This is a genomic window from Gordonia sp. 852002-50395_SCH5434458 (assembly GCF_001665905.1).
In the GTDB taxonomy this organism is placed as follows: Bacteria; Actinomycetota; Actinomycetes; order Mycobacteriales; family Mycobacteriaceae; genus Gordonia; species Gordonia jacobaea.
The window spans coordinates 1-18,486 of the sequence record NZ_LZTC01000014.1; the positions used below are offsets into that span (position 1 = coordinate 1).

Genomic DNA, 18,486 nt, shown 5'->3' on the forward strand with positions numbered 1-18,486 from the left:
GTCTCCTGGGGGCGTTGGGTCTGGTGGATTGCTTTGGTACCTGCCGTCTCGTAGCCGACCGTGGGAGTGGGCAAGGGTGTTCACAGCGGAAAAGTTGTTCGGGCCGGAGGCCTGTAACCCCTTGGGGCGAACTAGTTTTTTGCGGCCCTTGCGTGCGACGAGGGAGGTTCGATGATGGAAGGTCCAAAGCAATCCGCGGAGCGGAAATGGGTGCGGCGTAGCCGCTCGTTGGGTGCGGGTATCCGCGCCCATGGCCGGGTGGAGCGCAGCGGAGTCCGGACACCTCATCAACTGCTGGACGGTGCGTGGTTGCCGGTCAGTGACCGATGTCGACGTGACCCCGCAGTCGGGGATCTCAATGCGGGTGCGCAAGGATCAGACAGCTGATGGTTTTGGGGCGACTCTTCTGTTTGCTGGCGTGCCTAGCGGTCGCTAGTCGGCCTGGAAGAATCGGGTGATGAGGTCTGCTGTGGCGCCCGAGTCTCCGTGATGACGAAAATGGCTCAGATCGACCTTTACGAAGACCGCTTCTGCGGCGAAATAGGTTGTGTCGCCGACGGTACCGTTGGCTTCGATGAAGAGCGCGCGGTCGGTTTCGTCGACGAGGGAGGCGGTGATGTGCACGGGGGTGTGCAGTGGGACCGGGCGTCGATACTCCACGGTGAGGGTTCGGGTGACTGCGGGTGTTTCGGCGATCCACAGGGTGAAACCCATGATGTCGTCGCATGCCGCTGAGATGGCTCCGCCGTGGGCGAGTCCCGGGGCTCCTGAGTGGCGCTCGTCGAATTGCAGGTCGGCATAGACGTGGTCGCCGTGCAGGTATACCTCGAGGTGCAGGCCATTGGGGTTATCTTCGCCGCATCCCATGCACCATGGTGCGTGTGCTGGTAGTTGCTTGTCGCCACTCATCAGTGACCTTCCTGAGCCTTCAATCGGTACCGCCACCGGCAGTTTCGCTCTGTTACCGACGGTATTGTTGTGCAGTCAGAGGTTCTTGATTATTGGTTCATAGGGAGTGGCCAGGGTGGAAACCATCGATTCCGACGATGTTGACCCGAGGCGGGTTCGGTCGCGTCAGCGTTTGTTGGACGCTGCGGTGACCTTACTGAACAGTGGCGGGGTCGAAGCCGTTACCGTGGAGGCGGTCACTCGACTGTCTCGTGTTGCTCGCACCACCTTGTATCGTCACTTCGAGAGCTCCACAGATCTGGTGGCGGCTGCCTTCGAGCGGTTGTTGCCCCAGGCCGAGACCCCCGCGACGACGACGTCGATCCGCGATGACCTGCTGAAGCTGATGCACCGGCAGGCTGAACTTATCGATCAGGCACCGTTACAGATGACGACGCTGGCATGGTTGGCAATGCTTCCCGAGCAACCCGACGGGGATCAGAACGCGCTCGCGCCACTGCGTCGTCGAGTCGTCGAGCAGTATCGAGAGCCATTCGATCGAGTGTTGACGAGTGACGTGGCCACGGCTGAGCTCGACAACTTCGATTTGACCATGGCAGTCACCCAGCTCGCCGGCCCGCTGGTCTTTGCCAAGCTCACGGGCATTCGTTCGATGGCAGTCGGCGATCTCGAACAGCTTGTCGACGACTTCCTCACGGCCCACCGGCGGCACCAAACCTCCTAACCTCCTTCCCCATCTACGCTACCGCTAGTACCGTAACGCTACCGCCGGTTTCAGAAGCGGCCTGGGTCGAGGGTGAGGTACTGCGTATGGTGGTCCAACGTCCAAGTGGTGGGCGCTTGACGGCGCGCCGGTTGGTGGAACGCAGCGAGTACAGCGCGACGTTGGGGCGGTTGGCGCGGTTCACCTTGGCGCACAGATCTCTTGTCATCGGGGCGTGGGTGGCTGTGGGTGTCGTCTTGGCGATACTGTTTCCCCAGTTGGAGACGGTGGTGCGGCAGCAGTCTGTTGATCCGATCCCTGCTGGGGTTCCATCGTTTCAAGCACTCGATCAGATGGGTGGTGCGTTCGGTGAGAAGGGCGCCAAGACCACTGTTTTCGTGACCATGGAGAACCCGCGTGGGTTCACCGACGTGGCGCGGGAGCGCTACGACATGCTCGTTCTGCAGTTACGCGAGAATTTCGACGATGTGCAGTCGGTGCGGGATTTGCTCTCCGATCCGACGACGGCCGGCCAAGCCTTGAGTGAGGACGGGCAAGCCTGGTACCTGCCTGTCGGGGTCACCGGAACCTTGGGGGGGCCAACGGCCACGCATGCTGTGGAGACCGTGCGCCAAACCGCGCAGCGGGTGTTTGAGGGTACGGGCACCACTGTTCACGTCACCGGGCCGACGGCCACTTTCGGTGATCAGATCGTTAGTGCTGAAAGCGATTTGGTCGTGATCACTGTGGCGACGGTGGCGCTTATCGCGATCATTCTGTTGATCGTTTACCGATCGCTGTTCACTGCGCTGGTGCCGTTGTTGGTGATCGGTGTCAGCCTCGGCGTGGGCCGCGGGGTCTTGTCCGCGCTCGGCGAGCTCGGTATGCCGGTGTCGCAGTTCACCGTCGCGTTCATGACCGTCATTCTGCTCGGAGCCGGGGTTGACTACTCTGTCTTCTTCATCAGTCGCTATCACGAACGGCTGCGTCAGGACGCCACCACTGAGGTTGCGCTCGTGGACGCGACAGCAACCATTGGACGGGTCATCCTGGCTTCAGCTGCCACGGTGGCGCTGGCCTTTTTGGCGATGGTCTTTGGTCAGCTGAGCGTGTTCTCCACCTTGGGTCCGGCATGCGCTATCGCAATCCTCATCGGATTCCTCGCCACGGTCAGCCTGCTACCTCCGGTGTTGCTGTGGGCGGCGCGATTCGGCTGGGGCGCACCCAGACGAGATCTGACGCGGAAGTACTGGAATCGCGTCGCCGTGCTCGTCGTGCGGCGTCCTGTGCCGCTGCTGGCACTGACCTTGGTCGGGCTGGTCGTGCTCAGCGGCTTCGCGATGGGCATCCAGATCACCTTCGACGATCGTGAGGGGCAACCCGAGACAACCGACAGCAACGAAGGCTACGCGTTGCTCGACCGTCATTTCCCTCAGGACGTCACTATCACCGAGTTCCTCGTTGTAGATGCGCCGGTCGATCTCCGTACTGCCAGCGGGCTGGCCGATCTTGAGCAAATGGCCTCACGTGTATCCCAGATCCCAGGAGTGACTCGAGTCATCGGCGTTACCCGTCCCACCGGGGACAAGCTCGAGCAAGCCGAGTTGTCCTGGCAGAACGGCCAGATCGGGAACCGGTTGGCGGGTGCGGTCGACGATGGCCAGGACCGCCGAGGTGACCTCGAACAGCTCCGTACAGGCGCATTCCAACTCGCTGACGGGCTTACTCAGCTCGACACCCAGGTACGCACCAACTTGGCCCCCCTGGTCGGCATCCTCGATCAGGCAAGCACAGCCGAGCAGCAGATTCAGCAGTACCAGCCACTACTACGCCAACTCGCCGCCTCCGCACCAGCGCTCGATCGCGCTTCTCAGAATGCCCCACAGCTGGCCGCCCTCACCCGCCAAACATCTGCAGCCCTGGCAACAGTGACCTCGATCCTGCCCATCCTCGATAATGCGCCCTGGTGCACCCAAGTCCCGCAGTGCGCAGCTCTGCGCGCGCAGACCCGCAATCTCGACGCCGTACTGAGTAACGGGACCCTCGACCAGATCACTACGCTGTCAACACAACTCGCGCAGCTGGATACACCGATCGCAACAGTCACCGACCAACTCACTTCCACCGTCAACTCCCTGGGATCCACGCTGGGAAGCATCAATAGCCAAGACCTTCCCGGCAAGCTCACCCAACTGCAAACAGGTATCAGTCAACTCGCGGCGGGATCACGCCAACTGGCCGCCGGTGTGTCCGCGCTGATCGACAGCAACCTTCAACAACTCGCCGGGATGGCCGCGCTAGCCACACAGCTACAAACCTCCGCCCGTGAGACCGCCGGAACAGACTCAGCAACCGGCTTCTACCTCCCACCTCAGGCCAACGCAGACCGCCGTTTCGTCGACGTCGCTCGCCAGTTCGTCTCGCCCGACGGCCATACCGTGCGCTACGCAATACAGACCAGCTTCGACCCCTACAGCACCGAGGCCATGCAACTGGCCGACACCATTACCGCTGTCGCACACGCCGCCAGACCGAACACAACCCTGCAGGACTCCACCATCGCGATAGCCGGGTTCCCCGCCATCAACGCCGATCTGAAACGTCTACTCACCGAGGACTTTCGACTCCTAGCGTTGGCCACCCTCACCATCGTCGGTCTGATCCTGATCCTCCTACTCCGAGCACTCATCGCGCCGCTATACCTTCTGGGCACCGTCATTCTCAACTACACCGCGGCACTGGGTATCGGAGTCCTGATCTTTCAACACATTCTCAAAACCGATATCGCCTGGCCCGTACCACTACTGGCCTTCATAGTCCTCGTCGCGGTCGGCGCCGACTACAACATGCTTCTTATCTCTCGCCTACGCGAAGAATCCCAAAACAACATCCGCATCGGCGTCCTGCGAACCGTCACCAACACCGGATCAGTCATCACCTCGGCCGGACTCATCTTCGCTGCCAGCATGTTCGGACTCATGGCCGGCACCATCTCGATCATGACCCAGGTCGGACTCATCATCGGCATCGGCCTGCTGCTCGACACCTTCATCGTTCGCACCATCGTTGTGCCGACCATCGCCACACTTGTCGGCAGAGCAAGCTGGTGGCCGAGTACCCGAACCGCCACGCATCCAGCGTCCCGCTAGTACGCACACGTACCGGATCTGACCGGCTCAGCCAGTCATCCAGCCATCGCGCCTACCTCATCGACTGACACCCGCTCGACGGTCGGGCGCAGCAACCACACCCTACCGTCGCGGATCAGTGCCCAGACCACGTCAACCAGACGTCTTGCGAGAGCGATGAGGGCATGGACATGCGAGCGCCCCTCGCATCGTTTGCGCTGGTAGAACTCGCGAGAGGGCCCGTCGCGTTGCGAGCTGTTGAGTGCTGCCATGTAGAACACCTTTCGCAGACCTCGATGGTAGCGCTGGGGTCTACGCACGTTTCCACGCCGATTTCCGGAGTCGTGCGGTACCGGAGCAAGTCCAGCGTAGGCGGCGAGTTTGGCGGCTGAGCCGAACGAGGCGAGGTCGCCACCGGTGATCGCGATGAGCTCGGCGCCGCTTCGGGCGCCGATGCCAGGTACGGATTCGAGAATCTGCGCGTGAGGGTGTCGGCGGAACACTTCGGTGATCTGCTTGTCCAGCTCGGCGATCTGGCGAGTAAGCGCCATCAGGGAGGCCGCCGCCTGTCGCACCAGCAGTGCTGTGGTCGCCTCGCCAGGCAGGGCTATCGTCTGCGAGGCAGCCGCGGCGCGCGCCTTGTTGATCATCTTCGGAATGGTCGGTCGGCGGACGCCGTGCCCGCGGAGGTGGTCGTAGATCTCGTCGTCTGAGACCGCAGCGATCGCAGATGGCGTGGCGAAGCGGGTGAGGAACGCCAGACCGGTCAGTGTCGAGTAGTCGAAACATCGTTCCAGACCAGGGAAGATGCGAGTCAGCAGGCCGCGTAGGCGGTTGATTCCGCGCGTACGTTCGGTGATGAGGTCGCTGCGCTGGCCGGTCAGCAGGTCAAGTTCGATCGCGACATCGTCGGGCACCGAGATCGTCGTGAGATCGCCACGTAGGCGGGCCGTCTGGGCGATCACGACCGCGTCGCGGGCATCGGTCTTGCCTTCGCCGGCAAACGCACCGGTCATGCTGTGAACGACACGACCGGGCACATATCGGGTGTGCTGGCGCCGTACAGCCAGCACACCCCGCAACAATGCCGACTCCGGCGCGGTCATGTCGATCGCCCACACCACCGTCTCGACACCAGCGACCCGGTCCACCAGCGCTTCGATAGCAGGCTGATCGTTGGGAAGCCGCCGAGACCACAGCACTGTTCCCGTCTCGTCGACCGCGGCGGCGTGGTGCGCATGCCGACCGACATCGATTCCTACCCAAACCTTTTCGTCCATACTACCCTTCCGTGTGCGGTTGGCTCGTCAGGGTGGTTTCGCCGGCACACCTTTACACAGCGACAAGTTCGCGAACACATCTCAATCAGCGGCCGAAACGACCCGTCACGATCCGGGGTGACCTTCCACGCCAAGCCACCAGCGACGACAGGTGATTGTCGAGCCACGCCCCGAACCGCGGACAAGCGTCCGAGGCAACCGCCCCGGACGTACTCCAACGTAAAGGTGATTGTGCGGGAGCGACGCGGGTCCGGGAGGGCGTGGTGTCGCGGCAGCGCAGAATATCCGCCAGCAGGGTGACGAATCACATGCGACGCAACATTTTTCGCCGATAACTACGTTACGTCATCACTGCGGCTACCAGGACAGCCGAATGGCGGGGCCTTCGATGGCCGTCCCCGCCCATGGCGATCTGACAGAGGGGGTGCCCGGGCAACCTAGCGGTTGTCGCGAGGAGTGGGTGAGATCTAAAACGCTCTTCCGGATCTCAGTCGCCTCCTTCCTTCGTTGCTCCCCACGAGTCCGTTAGCTGAGCGTGTATAGCGATTGCCCATTTGCGGCGTATGCAGTTTCGGCGTCTCTGGCGACCAGCGCGGTGACACTGCTGATGGTGCTGCGTTGTTCCCAGTGTGTGCCGTCTGGGCTGCGCCAGACGGTGTTGGCGGTGTCAATGCCCCAGAGCGTGCCATCGGGTGCGGCCGCCAGGAGGGCTAGGGCTGGCGCATCGGGGACGATTGTGAAGGTCTGGGCGTCGTCGGTGCTGTGTTGCAGCCCTGCAGGGGTGGTCGCCCAGACGCCGTGGTCGGTGATCGTGAGTGCTGCTGCGGCCAGGGACGCGCCGGTGGTCCAGCTTGTCCCGTCGTCGGTCGATACGAGCAGGCGGTTGATTCCGTCGAAGCCTACGAGTAGTTGTCCGTTGGTGGCGAGCGCGTGGAAGTCGATTTGGCCGGCCACCGATCTCGGTGTCCATGTCTGCCAGCCATCTTCGCTGGCGACGAGTCCCAGCGGGTTGGGTGCCGAGCTCGTTGGACCTGGATGGCCGGAGGCGAAGAGCCGGTCAGAGCCGGGTACCCCGGTCAGTCCCATGAAGTCGTTGTCGGAGGCGCCGACCCGGCTGGTGGTTCCGTCAGCGGTGAGAGCGACTACGCCGGTGTGAGTTCCGGCCAGGATGGTGCCGTCGGCGCGGATGTGCAGGGCGTGGAGGTGGTCGAGTTCTGGGGTCAGTGTTGTGGCTGTCTCTGCTGAGATTGCCGGCGGTGGTAGAGATGTGGGTTGTTCCTGGGTGGCACAACCGGTCAGCACAGTCAGCGTGGCGATGACTACGACCGCAACAGTGCGGATGGACAGGCTCGAGGCAGGCAAGCGGCTAGGACTTTCGTGTGGATAGGGCCGTGTTCGGTGGTGGCGGCGCTGGATGGTGTGCTCGGTGTGGCGGCGAGACCGGGATAGAGGGTCGGTAGAGAGCCACCCTGGCCCTCTGGGGCGTCGTGGTCGTGGTCACGACTTCTGGATGGGGATGGAAGCCTGCGAAGGTTGTTGGCCGCAATGTCTTTGGAGGACGAGGGAGGCAAGGACGGTACCGAGGTGGTGACGCGCCCCGGCGAGGTCGCCGATCGCAGCGAGGTGGCGGACGAGACCGATGTGTGCGGCGAGGTGGCGGCGTCGGTTCGAGGTGACGCTGAGGTGATGGGCGCGGTGGAAGAACTGGTGGGCCGAGTATGGCGTGGGTGCCCGGTAGACGTCGCGCATGGCATGCAGATACTGACGACGGTGGTCGTCCGGGGGCGAGTGCGTCCCCCTCGGGTTCTCGGTCACAGCGCATCCCTCGAACTAGTACGCGCAGGCTGGGTCAACCCGCGTCATCTAACTACTATAGAGCCTAGTAATTGGCGGCGCGGTGGGTGCTGGAGTTGCGGCGTCACGGACGAGCCCCTGGGGCATACTGGCTGGTGGTGCAGGTGGCGGACCGCCGGGAAGGTGTATTGAGCGTGGGTCTCAGCGAGCACGACGGCGGGCGTCGAGGATCGAGGCGAACGATGGGTGAGCATCCATGAGTGCAGCGGTGGTGTTAGTTGTTGCCGCAGGTGTGCTGGGCTGGCTGTGGCCTCGATGGATGGTCCGGGTGCAGGGCCGTATCGATGCTCGTTGGGTGTTGGTGGCCTGGCCGGCCGCGCAGGTCGTGTTTGCGTTGTTGTGGGTGGGAGCTGTTGTGACGCTGGCGGTTCCCGGTCATTTCGGCATCCATTCGTTGTCTGAGGTGGTGTCGTGTCTGCGGGTGTTGTCACACGGCGCATCCCCGCGGGTGGAAGCGATCTCTGGTGGCGTGCTGGCGGTGGTGACCGTGGCAGCGATTGTCCGAGCGGTGACGATCGCGGTGCGATCGGCGGTGCGGATGCGTGGTGCTCGTGAGGAGTATCTTCAGTCGTTGCGGTTGGTGGGCGCCCGCAGTGAGCGTTATCCCGATGTGTGGTGGCTCGCCGACGGGCGGCCGATGGCGTTTTGTCTGCCGGGCAAGGATGCCGGCATTGCCGCCACGACCGGGTTGCAGGCGGCGTTGTCCGGTGAGGAACTCGATGCCGTCGTTGCTCATGAGCGCGCACACCGGCGGCAACGTCATCACACCGTGGTGTTGGCGGCCCGCGCTCTCGGGCGTGCGTTCCCGCTGATTCCGTTGTTCAGCCGCGCGGGCCGTGAGGTCGCCGGCTTGGTCGAGCAAGCCGCCGATGCCCGCGCGGCCCAGCTGGTGGGTGCGTGGGCGGTCTGCTCGGCGTTGGGAACGTTGGCCCGTTCGGGACCTGTAGCGGGCCCGGTGGGTGTGTTGTCGATCAGCGATTCGTCGTCGGTGGGGCCTCGGTTGAGCCGCTTGGACTCCGGTCACCGGTGCCGGTCGCGACGTCATCATGTGGGTGCTGCCGCGGCGGTGGCTGGTGTGGTGGCGGTGCCGACCACGCTGGCGGTGTCCGGTGTCGTCTCGGCGATGGTGATCGCGATGTGTGTGTAGCCGAGACCGACCCGGGCAGGTCCGACCGCTAGGGGTTGTTGAGAAGCTGCTGCATCCTCGCGATTTCGCTCTCCTGATCAGTGACGATCTGACGTGCCAGAGCGATCGCCTCGGGCGATTGGCCGTCTTGAATCTCGGTCTTGGCCATGGCGATGGCGCCGCGATGGTGTTCGATCATCTGCGTCAGGAACAGGCGCGACGCCTCGGCTCCTTGCGCGTCGCGTAGCTGCTGCATCTGTTCTGGCGACATCATGCCCATCATCGACGGCATCGGGGAGGAACCCGGCGCCATCGACGTACCCATGTCCATGTTGTGTCCCTGGCCCTCGAGTGGGGCTCCCCATTGCTTCAGCCACGACTGCATCTGCTCGATCTCGGGCTGCTGAGCGTCTTTGATCTGCTGGGCCAGACTGACGACCTGGGGGTTGATGTTGTCCTTCTCCAACAGGATGTCGCTCATCATGATCGCCTGGGTGTGGTGCGGGATCATCTGCTGGGCGAACGAGATGTCCGCGCTGTTGTGTTCGGCAGAGGCCGCCGCTGACGATTCGGTACTGACCGTGCTGGTACCCATCCCCGACATCGAGGAATGATCCTCAGTCGAGGTGTCCGAACACGCGGCCACCACTGTCAGAACAGCCGCCGCGGCAGCAACGACGACACCGGTTCGTGTGACTCTCATCGATCTCCTCCTCAAGAGTGATACTTCGCTACCGCCCGGCAGCGCTTCGATAACAATTCTACTAACACCGATAGTAGTTAGTCGCCTGCCCGGCACCCACAAAACGGGCGGTGAACTGCGCAAACAAAGCCGCTAATGCCTGATTAGTTCGCTTCGTAGTGGAGCCGCGTGTGACTGGTGGGGCACAAGTGACTTGTGGTGTGATCTCGCGGGTACACGCATGGCACTCGTGCGTGGGTCTACGACGTCCGCGGGAAAGGTCCGACCGCATGCAGATGGTGTTGACATCGCTACGGGTCAAGGCGGGGCAGCAGTGGGGCCCCAAAGCGCTGGGGGTGGCAGCGGCGGTGTGCGTGGGCGTTGCGCCTGTGATTGCCACCGCACCGGCGGCGGCCTCGACCGATGGACATGTGGCCGGGGAGCTGATCGCGATCGTGCAGGACTCGGTGAAGGCCGCTTTGGGTGGTGCCGCGGCGGCGAATTTGGGGAAGCCGATCACGCAGACGGCGTCCTGCCTGGGCGCTCAGGCCCAGTCGGGCAGCGTCGGCGATGCGGGCAGTGCAGCCGCACTGCAGTGCTTCGGCACGTTTTCGCTCATTGATCCGATAGACGGGTTCCGGATCATCGACGCGTTACCGCTGGCTCGGCTGGTAGCCACCCTGATCGCCGCAATCGTGCCGCACGATCCGAACGAGCCGCATGGCCCCCAGCCGCAGGAACCCGGAACGCCGACACCGCTGCTGCCCGGTAGTGGCGGTGCGGTGGCGCCGACTGCGGGCGAGATCACGTCCACCTTCGGTGACGGACGGGGCCATCAGGGCATTGATATCGGCAATGATCTGGGCGCGCCCATTGTCGCGGTAGCTGACGGGGAGGTCATCACCTCCGGACCTGCCGAGGGGTTCGGGTTGTGGATGCGGATCCGGCACGATGACGGCACGATCACCACCTACGGCCACAACGACGAGAATCTGCTCGAGCAGGGCGCGCGAGTACGGATGGGCCAATCGATCGCCACAGTGGGCAACCGTGGGGTCTCGACCGGCCCGCATCTGCATTTCGAGGTTCTCGACCCGACGGGAGTCAACGTCGATCCGGCACAGTGGCTGGCCGATCGCGGGGTGGTTCTGGCGATGGCCGCTGATGCAGACGCCCGCGCGCCGGGGCCGGTGGTGCCGCAGTGGGTCGGCGAACCACGCCTGTGACGAACCCGGCGTGGTGGGTGGCTCAGGAACGAACGAGGCGAGCGATGGCCGCCGAGGCTTCAGCGATCTTCTCCTGCGCCTCGTCCCCGCCGGCGTGGGCGGCATCGAGCACACAGTGGGTGAGATGGTCGTCGAGCAAACCCAGCGCGACCCCCTCCAGCGCCTTGGTCAGCGCCGAAATCTGGGTCAGGATGTCGATGCAGTACTGCTCCTCATCGACCATCCGATAGATACCTCGGGATTGCCCCTCGATGCGCTTGAGACGGGCCAGGTATTTGCCCTTATCGCTGATGTAACCGTGGGAAGAGTGTTCCGAGGCAGAGGATTCTTCCGGGGTGGAGGATTGTCCCGGTGCGGACGCAGCGGTCATGGACTCACCTTCTCAATGGATCTCGGCCGGTTGTGCTGCAGTCCACGCACTGTACTCGCGCCTGGCTGCAGGTCGAGTCGGCGTAACAGTTGCGCGTTGAGTGCGACCACGACCGTCGAGGCTGACATCAGAATCGCTCCGACCGACATCGGCAGGACGAACCCGATGGGCGCGAGAATTCCGGCGGCCAGCGGTACAGAGATCAGGTTGTATCCCGCTGCCCACCACAGGTTCTGCTTCATTTTTCGGTAGCTGGCGTCCGACAGCTCGATGACCGACAGCACCGAGCGGGGGTCGTCGCTGGCGAGGATGACCCCGGCCGAGGCGATCGCGACGTCGGTGCCGGCCCCGATCGCGATGCCCACATCGGCCTGGGCCAGGGCGGGGGCGTCGTTGACGCCGTCGCCCACCATCGCCACCTTGCGGCCTTCGTGCTGCAGTTCGGCCACCTTGCTGGCTTTGTCTTCCGGCCGTACACCGGCGAACACCCGATCGATACCGAGGTCGTGAGCGACGGTGTGCGCCACTGCTTCGGCGTCGCCGGTAATCATCACAACCTCGACCCCGCGGGCGTGCAGCACCTCGACGGCTTGGCGGGATTCCCCGCGCACCTCATCAGCAAGTTTGAGAGCTCCAATCAGCTCAGTGTCGCGGGTGACATGCAGGATGATTGCGCCGTCGGCGCGCCAGCGATCAGCGATGGCCAGTTCCTGATGGCCCTGTTCCTCGAGCATGCGGGGCCCGCCCACCCGCACTGTGGCGCCCTCGACGCGAGCGGTCACACCGACCGCCGGTGACGAGGTGAAGTCGGTGGCCGCCGGCACCGGCCGCGCGCGGTCTCCGGCAGCTGCGACAATCGCTCGCGCCAACGGGTGCTCACTGTCGGCTTCGGCGCTGGCGGCCAGGGCGAGCACGGTGTCCTCATCGACGCCGTCGGCGGCCGCGATCTCGATGACCGTGGGCTCACCCTTGGTCAGGGTTCCGGTCTTGTCGAACAGCACCGCATCCACAGTGCGCATGGCCTCAAGTGCCAACCGGTCTTTAACCAGCACGCCGCCGCGGGCGGCGCGTTCGGTGGCAATGGCCACCACCAGGGGGATAGCCAAGCCAAGTGCGTGCGGGCAGGCGATGACCAGCACGGTGATGGTTCGAATCACCGCCTGGTCGGGTTGGCCGATGACCGTCCACACGATGGCGGTGATGATCGCTGAGCCGAGCGCGAACCAGAACAGCAGCGCTGCAGCGGAATCGGCCAGCCGCTGGGCGCGGGAGGTGGAGTTCTGCGCGTCTGCCACCAGGCGCTGAATCCCGGCCAGCGCCGTGTCATCGCCGGTGGCGGTGATCTGGACCCGCAGCCCCGAGTCGGTGGCCACCGTGCCGGCCACCACCTGATCGCCGATGCCGCGGCGCACCGTGCGCGATTCTCCGGTGACCATGGATTCATCGAGCTCGGCCGAGCCGTCTACGACGCGACCGTCGGCCGGCACGCTGGCCCCCGGGCGCACGATCACCACATCTCCGACCTGCAGCTCACTGGGAGCAACCGTGGTGATCTGGTCGCCATCGACGCGTTCGGCCTCATCGGGCAACAGCGCGGCCAGCGAGTCCAGGGCCGAGGTCGTCTGGGCCAGCGACCGCATCTCGATCCAATGCCCCAACAGCATGATCACGATGAGCAGCGCCAGTTCCCACCAGAAGTCCAGTTCGTGATGCAACACACCGATGCTCGCACCCCAGGACGCCACGAAGGCCACCGTGATCGCCAAGGCGATCAACAGCATCATTCCCGGTGCACGCGACCGCAGTTCTGAATAGGCGCCTACCAGGAACGGCCGCCCACCCCAGCAGTACATCACCGTACCCAGCACCGGTGAGACCCACTTCAACACTTCACCATCGGGTAGGTCATAGCCGATGAGCATCGCGAACATGGGCGAAAAGGCCACGACCGGCACAGCCAGGGCCAGCATGATCCAGAACAGCCGCCGGAACTGCCCGACGTGATCACCATGCCCCCCATGCCCAGCGTGATCATGGTCTGCGCGGGCGCGCTCAGCATGGTGATCGTGGTGGTTGTGTGACGCTGCGGCGAGTTGGCCGTGGTGGCGTTCATCGGCGGCGTCGTGACCGACGTGCTCAGGGGAAGAGTGCTCGTTCATGCCGCTACCTTATACCCCTGAGGGGTATACGTCGAGGGGTTGGTGGGTGGAACTGTGGACGATGAGTGGGGCGGGCTGGTGAAGGCGCGCAGCCGCAGGCTGTTGCTGACGACGAACACGCTGGACAACGCCATGGCGGCCCCAGCCAGCATGGGGTTGAGCAGTCCCAGCGCGGCCAGCGGTATCGCGGCGACGTTGTAGGCGAATGCCCAGAACAGGTTCATTTTGATCGTTTTCAGAGTGGTGCGTGCCAAGGCGATCGCGTCGGCGGCAGCGTTGAGGTCGCCGCGGACCAGGGTGATGTCAGCGGCATGCATGGCGGCGTCGGTGCCGGTGCCCATCGCCAGCCCGAGATCGGCGTGGGCCAGGGCAGCGGCGTCGTTGACGCCGTCGCCGATCATGGCCACAACCTTGCCGTCGGATTGCAGGTCGGTGATGACGGCGGCTTTGTCGGCCGGCAAGACGTTAGCGATGACGGTGTCGATACCGACCTCAGCGGCCACGGCATCGGCGACGGTCTGGTTGTCGCCGGTCAACAGGATGGGCGTCATACCCAGTGCGGCGAGCCGGGCGATGGCGTGTGCGCTGGTGGGTTTGATCGCATCGGCGACCGCCAGGACCGCATGGGCGCGGCCGTCCCAGGCGACGAGTACGGCGGTCTGTCCGGCTTCTTCGGCGGCGGTCTGCGCCTCGTTGAGGTGAGGGTCATCCACGGCGATGCCGTGTTCGGCCAGCAGCGTCGGACGCCCGACGGTGACCACACGTCCCTGGACCAGACCGCGCACGCCTCGACCTTCGAAGTTGCGGAAGTCGTCGACCTCGTCGAGCGGCCCGACTTCGGCGGCTGCACCAGCAGCGATGGCGGCCGCGACGGGGTGCTCGGAGGCATTCTCCACCGCCCCCGCGAGGGCGAGCACGTCTTCGCGAGTGGTGGAGGGAGCAGTGGTGACCTGGACGAGTGTCATCTGTCCCGTGGTGACCGTGCCGGTTTTGTCGAGGACAACGGTGTCGACGGTTCGGGTGGATTCCAGGACTTCGGGGCCTTTGATCACGATGCCGAGTTGGGCTCCGCGGCCGGTACCGACCAGAAGTGCGGTCGGGGTGGCCAGTCCCAGAGCGCAGGGGCAGGCGATGATCAGCACAGCGACCGCGGCGGTGAACGCCGCTTGCAGGGGATAGCCGGCGCCGATCCACGCGCCGAGGACAGCGATGGCGACGGCGATGACCACCGGCACGAAGACACTTGAGATCCGGTCGGCCAGTCGCTGGGCGTGGGCTTTGCCGGTCTGGGCGCGTTCGACCATCGCGGCCATTTGCGCGAGTTGGGTGTCCGCTCCCACGCGGGTCGCCCGCACCCGCAGGTGCCCGCCGGCGTTGACCGTTCCGCCGGTCACGGTGTCGGCGGGGGCGACCTGGACTGGCATCGACTCGCCGGTGACCATGCTGGCATCGACTGCCGAGGTGCCGGACACCACCACACCGTCGCTGGCGATCTTCTCGCCGGGGCGCACATTGAACTCGTCGTCAATGGCGAGCTCGCCGATCGGGATCCGATGCTGGTGGCCGTCCCTGATCACTGTGACGTCTTTGGCGCCCAGCTCCAACAAGGCCCGCAACGCCGCACCGGCGCGCCGTTTGGACCGCTTCTCGAAGTATCGGCCGGCCAGGACGAACATCGTGACCCCCGCGGCTACCTCAAGGTAGATGTTGCCTGCACCGTCAGAAGCGCTGACCGTCAGGGTGAATCCGTGGGTCATGCCTGGTTGTCCGGCGGTGCCGAAGAACAACGCATACAACGACCACAACAGCGCCGCGGTGGTGCCGACCGAGATGAGGGTGTCCATGGTGGCCGCACCGTGGCGCAGGTTGAGCAACGCGGCGCGATGAAACGGCCATGCCGCCCACACGATCACTGGCGCGGCCAACGTCAACGACGCCCACTGCCAGTAGGTGAACTGCAACGCCGGGACCATTGCCAGCGCGATCACCGGTACCGAGAGAACCACCGCACCGATCAGTCGGTGACGCAAGGCCACGAGCTCCCCGTCGTCGTCCGAAGGGTCATCGTCGGGGGCGGCACCTTTGGTGGGAGTGGCGGGCAGCGCAGCGTGGTATCCGGCCTGTTCGATGGTCTCGATCAGCAGGTGTGGGTCGACACCGGCGGGTGCGCTGACGTGAGCTTTTTCGGTGGCGTAGTTCACCGAGGCGCTCACTCCGTCGAGTTTGTTCAGTGTGCGTTCGATGCGTGCCGCGCACGATGCACACGTCATGCCCGACACGGCGAGTTCGACATCGACGGCGCCTGTCTGCTCGGCGGTGGCCGCAGGTGGGTGGATCGGAGCTGAGGTGGTCATGGGGGAGTTCCTCGTGGGTGAATGCCTCGGCGCAATGCCCCGGGTGGCGCTGGTCAGCGAGTTAGTGTCCGGCGTGCGGATCGGCCGAGGGGGCCGTGGAGTCAGGTGTCGGGGCAGGGGTGCCGGTGGGGGCATCGAGAACGAAGGTGGCGGTTTGCACAGCGCCGTCGACCTGGAAGTCGAGGTAGAGCAGATAGCGGCCCGGGGTGGGGGCGGTGGTGGCGAAGCGGACCTGTGGTCCCGCTAGTTGACCGGCGGTCGGTGCCACGCCCTCAGGGTGAACATGCAGGTAGGCCAGGTCGCCTTGACGCAGGGCCACCAAGTGACCGAAAGCGCCCAGATACGGCTGCAGGGTGGTAACCGGTTGTCCTGCTCGGCGCACGGTGACGGTCAGTTCGCACTCGGCGCCCGCGCGCAGATGACCGGCCAGCTCGATGTCGAACCCGTCGACGGATGACTGTCGTGATTCGGCGGTGGGTGGGGCCGGCTGGTAGTCACCGCTGACTTCGACGGTGCTGGTGAGGGTGAGGGGTTGGCCGGTGGCGGCGGGCACGAAGTCGGCGTAGATCCGGTAGCTGCCTCCCGTCGCCCACTGCCAGGGCAGCGTCCAGCGCCCTTCGGGCGAGAGGGTTGGGTGCACGTGTCGGAAGTGGGTGCCATCCGCGCGGACGACGATCAGGTGCAGCTGCTTGTCGTGCTCGGTGGCGAAGTCGGTGACCGCGGTCCCGGCGGCATCGAGGATCTCAAAGCTCAATGGAGCCTGCACCCCGGACGCATGGGGTGCCACCACATTCCCCAGGATGAAGCCGGCTGCTGCCATCGAAACTCCGCGAACCTGATCGGCCCCCGGAGACGAGGCGGATGTTCGCGACTGTGGTGCAGCATTGTGATCGGCATGGGCGGACTCAGCCGGGGAGGTCGACGCCCTGTCGGGAGCGACACCAGCGGCGATGGCGTACGCCGCAGCGAAAACTATCAGCAGGGCCGCGGCGAAGACGCCGAGCTTGGTTGGAACATTCATCGCTGGATTCCTGTCATCGGTGGTGGCGACACCCACGCCGCCCGGGAGAGGCTGAAGTCGCCAGTGGGGCAGACACTTCAGCCCCTCGTCGGCTACTGCGCCAGGTGGTAGCCGGCCTCTTCGATCGCGCCGCGGATCGCGTCGGCCTCGATCGGGGCCGAGCTAGAGATGGTGACTCGCCCGCTGGCCACGTCGACGTCGACGTCAGTTACGCCGGCCAGTGCGCCGACTTCTTCACGCACCGACGCCGCGCAGTGCCCACACGTCATTCCGGAGACGATCACTGTCGATGTGCTCATGAGATGTGCCCTTTCGGTACAGCAGTGGTGCCAACGACCCTCAGGGGGTCTGTCGCTGTGGCGTCTCGCCACACCACCGTTATACCTTACCCCCCTAGGGTAATCAATGGGTTGCGGTGGGCTGAGCTTCGGTGGGGGCGGCGACACTGAGCCATCCGCGGCGGTGCAACAGCAACAGGGCAGACGCCGCCGCCATGCCGGTGAGGACTAGAGCGATCCACACCAGTTCGGGCATGTCGCGGGTGGTGGCCGCGCTGAACAGCCACCCGGTCGCGGCGTTGCCGAGCAGAATCCCGATCCCGACGATGGTGTTGTAGAGCCCGTAGTGGGTGGCGACAAGCGTGCCGCGGGCCAGTCCCACCACCGTGTCCATTTCGAATGGGAACACTGCTGCGGTGGCGGCGGCGAGCAGAGCTGCGGTGAGTAGCAGGGCGGCGATGTTGAGGGCGATGTTGCGCTGATGCGTTGCGGTGCTGGCGACTAGGGGCAGGAAAGCTGCAGCCATCAGCGTCATTCCCACGCTCAGGCTGCCGGTGCTGCCCCAGCGGTTGCCGAACCATGTGGTGATGCGTAGCTGGCCGGCGATGGCCACCAGACCGGTCACCACGAACATTGCGGTGACAACACTGGTGGCGAGGGTGGGGTTGTCTGCTATGCGGTCGGCATGTAGGGGCAGGGCGAGGTAGACCTGGAAGGACAGCACGTAAGAGCTGGCCATCGCCGCAGCGAACAGCAGGAATCGCCGGTTACGGACGACGCTGCGCCAGTCCTGAATGATTGAGGTGCTGCTCGGCGCCGGTGTTGTTGCGGGTAGCGCTTTGATCTGCACGAGGGTCAGGACCGCGAAAACTGCTGCCGCACAGAGAGAGGTGAGCCGGAAGTCCAGGGCGGTCAGGGCTAGTCCGACCAGCGGCCCGAGCAGGATCCCGGCCTGGTAGAACACGTTGAACACGGCGAATGCTTCGATGCGGCGCTCACCGGCGTCGGCGGCCAGGTAGGCCCGTACGGCGGGGTTGAACAGCGCCCCGGCGAATCCCGTTGCCGCCGAGGCGATCAGGATCGCCGGCAGCGAACTGACCAGGGCCAGTAGGACGAATCCGATGACCCTCATCAGGCATCCGGCGATGATGAGCGGTTTGTAACCCCAGCGGTCAGCGAGTGTTCCCCCGATCAGGAACATGCCCTGTTGGGAGAAGTTGCGTACCCCCAGGACCAGGCCCACTGCCCATGCGGCCAGGGCCAGCGGGCCGGCGAGGTAGGCGGCGAGGTAGGGCATGAGCATGTAGAAGCCGAGATTGATGGTGAACTGATTGACCATCAGCACTTGGCTGGGGCGATCGAAGCTGCGGAAACTGCGGTAGAGGCGTCGCATAGA

Annotated in this window: 15 protein-coding genes; 4 read left to right on the forward strand and 11 right to left on the reverse strand. The window is 64.7% G+C overall.

What is annotated here, in order from left to right:
• Positions 1 to 432: 432 nt before the first annotated feature.
• Positions 433 to 909 carry a PaaI family thioesterase gene (locus A5785_RS02875; RefSeq protein WP_064863343.1) on the reverse strand — a complete coding sequence of 159 codons (477 nt, stop codon included), beginning with the start codon at positions 907 to 909 and terminating at the stop codon, positions 433 to 435.
• Between the two features lie 115 nt (positions 910 to 1,024).
• On the opposite strand from A5785_RS02875, the gene A5785_RS02880 reads away from it, so the two are divergent.
• A complete protein-coding gene (locus A5785_RS02880) occupies positions 1,025 to 1,633 on the forward strand; it encodes a TetR/AcrR family transcriptional regulator (protein ID WP_064863344.1) in 609 nt (202 codons plus the stop codon).
• An 86-nt stretch (positions 1,634 to 1,719) separates the two neighbouring features.
• Complete coding sequence (locus A5785_RS02885) at positions 1,720 to 4,761, forward strand: MMPL/RND family transporter (RefSeq protein WP_064863345.1); 3,042 nt, start codon at positions 1,720 to 1,722, stop codon at positions 4,759 to 4,761.
• 35 nt (positions 4,762 to 4,796) lie between these two features.
• On the opposite strand, the gene A5785_RS02890 is transcribed toward A5785_RS02885, so the two are convergent.
• From A5785_RS02890 to A5785_RS02900, 3 genes are all read right to left on the reverse strand, one after another.
• Positions 4,797 to 6,020 carry an IS110 family transposase gene (locus A5785_RS02890; RefSeq protein ID WP_064863346.1) on the reverse strand — a complete coding sequence of 408 codons (1,224 nt, stop codon included), beginning with the start codon at positions 6,018 to 6,020 and terminating at the stop codon, positions 4,797 to 4,799.
• Between the two features lie 525 nt (positions 6,021 to 6,545).
• Positions 6,546 to 7,382: a F510_1955 family glycosylhydrolase gene (locus tag A5785_RS02895; RefSeq protein ID WP_064864481.1), complete on the reverse strand. Its 837-nt coding sequence runs from the start codon at positions 7,380 to 7,382 to the stop codon at positions 6,546 to 6,548.
• Positions 7,383 to 7,517: 135 nt separating this feature from the next.
• A complete protein-coding gene (locus A5785_RS02900) occupies positions 7,518 to 7,835 on the reverse strand; it encodes a hypothetical protein (protein ID WP_039994217.1) in 318 nt (105 codons plus the stop codon).
• 235 nt (positions 7,836 to 8,070) lie between these two features.
• Between A5785_RS02900 and A5785_RS02905 the strand changes: the two genes are divergently transcribed.
• Positions 8,071 to 9,021, forward strand: a complete 951-nt coding sequence (locus A5785_RS02905; protein WP_064864483.1) for a M56 family metallopeptidase — start codon at positions 8,071 to 8,073, stop codon at positions 9,019 to 9,021.
• A 28-nt stretch (positions 9,022 to 9,049) separates the two neighbouring features.
• On the opposite strand, the gene A5785_RS02910 is transcribed toward A5785_RS02905, so the two are convergent.
• Complete coding sequence (locus tag A5785_RS02910; protein ID WP_024499309.1) at positions 9,050 to 9,703, reverse strand: DUF305 domain-containing protein; 654 nt, start codon at positions 9,701 to 9,703, stop codon at positions 9,050 to 9,052.
• Between the two features lie 269 nt (positions 9,704 to 9,972).
• Here A5785_RS02910 and A5785_RS02915 point away from each other — a divergent pair, with 269 nt between their 5' ends.
• Positions 9,973 to 10,908, forward strand: coding sequence for a M23 family metallopeptidase (locus A5785_RS02915; protein ID WP_005179985.1), 936 nt, complete (start codon positions 9,973 to 9,975; stop codon positions 10,906 to 10,908).
• A gap of 22 nt (positions 10,909 to 10,930) precedes the next feature.
• Here the strand turns inward: A5785_RS02915 and A5785_RS02920 are convergent, their stop codons facing one another.
• The 6 genes from A5785_RS02920 to A5785_RS02945 all read right to left on the reverse strand — a co-directional run bounded on the left by A5785_RS02920 (position 10,931) and on the right by A5785_RS02945 (position 18,483).
• Positions 10,931 to 11,278 carry a metal-sensitive transcriptional regulator gene (locus tag A5785_RS02920; RefSeq protein ID WP_005195356.1) on the reverse strand — a complete coding sequence of 116 codons (348 nt, stop codon included), beginning with the start codon at positions 11,276 to 11,278 and terminating at the stop codon, positions 10,931 to 10,933.
• Positions 11,275 to 13,437 (reverse strand): copper-translocating P-type ATPase, encoded by a 2,163-nt coding sequence (locus A5785_RS02925; RefSeq protein ID WP_007239617.1) that lies wholly within the window; start codon positions 13,435 to 13,437, stop codon positions 11,275 to 11,277. The genes A5785_RS02920 and A5785_RS02925 overlap by 4 nt, the downstream gene beginning before the upstream one ends.
• A complete protein-coding gene (locus tag A5785_RS02930) occupies positions 13,434 to 15,791 on the reverse strand; it encodes a heavy metal translocating P-type ATPase (protein WP_064864486.1) in 2,358 nt (785 codons plus the stop codon). The genes A5785_RS02925 and A5785_RS02930 overlap by 4 nt, the downstream gene beginning before the upstream one ends.
• 61 nt (positions 15,792 to 15,852) lie before the next feature.
• Entirely contained in the window at positions 15,853 to 16,812 is a 960-nt protein-coding gene (locus A5785_RS02935; protein WP_064864505.1) for a hypothetical protein, read from the reverse strand.
• Positions 16,813 to 16,904: 92 nt separating this feature from the next.
• A complete protein-coding gene (locus A5785_RS02940) occupies positions 16,905 to 17,111 on the reverse strand; it encodes a heavy-metal-associated domain-containing protein (protein WP_005195294.1) in 207 nt (68 codons plus the stop codon).
• A 103-nt stretch (positions 17,112 to 17,214) separates the two neighbouring features.
• Entirely contained in the window at positions 17,215 to 18,483 is a 1,269-nt protein-coding gene (locus A5785_RS02945; RefSeq protein ID WP_064864488.1) for an MFS transporter, read from the reverse strand.
• Between the last annotated feature and the right edge of the window lie 3 nt (positions 18,484 to 18,486).

Bases quoted from the DNA above. Each gene is read 5' to 3' on its own strand.
- A5785_RS02920 (WP_005195356.1), bottom strand. From the start codon at position 11,278: ATGACCGCTGCGTCCGCACCGGGACAATCCTCCACCCCGGAAGAATCC.
- A5785_RS02945 (WP_064864488.1), bottom strand. From the start codon at position 18,483: ATGCGACGCCTCTACCGCAGTTTCCGCAGCTTCGATCGCCCCAGCCAA.
- A5785_RS02875 (WP_064863343.1), bottom strand. From the start codon at position 909: ATGAGTGGCGACAAGCAACTACCAGCACACGCACCATGGTGCATGGGA.
- A5785_RS02885 (WP_064863345.1), top strand. From the start codon at position 1,720: ATGGTGGTCCAACGTCCAAGTGGTGGGCGCTTGACGGCGCGCCGGTTG.
- A5785_RS02940 (WP_005195294.1), bottom strand. From the start codon at position 17,111: ATGAGCACATCGACAGTGATCGTCTCCGGAATGACGTGTGGGCACTGC.
- A5785_RS02915 (WP_005179985.1), top strand. From the start codon at position 9,973: ATGCAGATGGTGTTGACATCGCTACGGGTCAAGGCGGGGCAGCAGTGG.
- A5785_RS02910 (WP_024499309.1), bottom strand. From the start codon at position 9,703: ATGAGAGTCACACGAACCGGTGTCGTCGTTGCTGCCGCGGCGGCTGTT.
- A5785_RS02925 (WP_007239617.1), bottom strand. From the start codon at position 13,437: ATGAACGAGCACTCTTCCCCTGAGCACGTCGGTCACGACGCCGCCGAT.
- A5785_RS02890 (WP_064863346.1), bottom strand. From the start codon at position 6,020: ATGGACGAAAAGGTTTGGGTAGGAATCGATGTCGGTCGGCATGCGCAC.
- A5785_RS02930 (WP_064864486.1), bottom strand. From the start codon at position 15,791: ATGACCACCTCAGCTCCGATCCACCCACCTGCGGCCACCGCCGAGCAG.
- A5785_RS02935 (WP_064864505.1), bottom strand. From the start codon at position 16,812: ATGAATGTTCCAACCAAGCTCGGCGTCTTCGCCGCGGCCCTGCTGATA.
- A5785_RS02905 (WP_064864483.1), top strand. From the start codon at position 8,071: ATGAGTGCAGCGGTGGTGTTAGTTGTTGCCGCAGGTGTGCTGGGCTGG.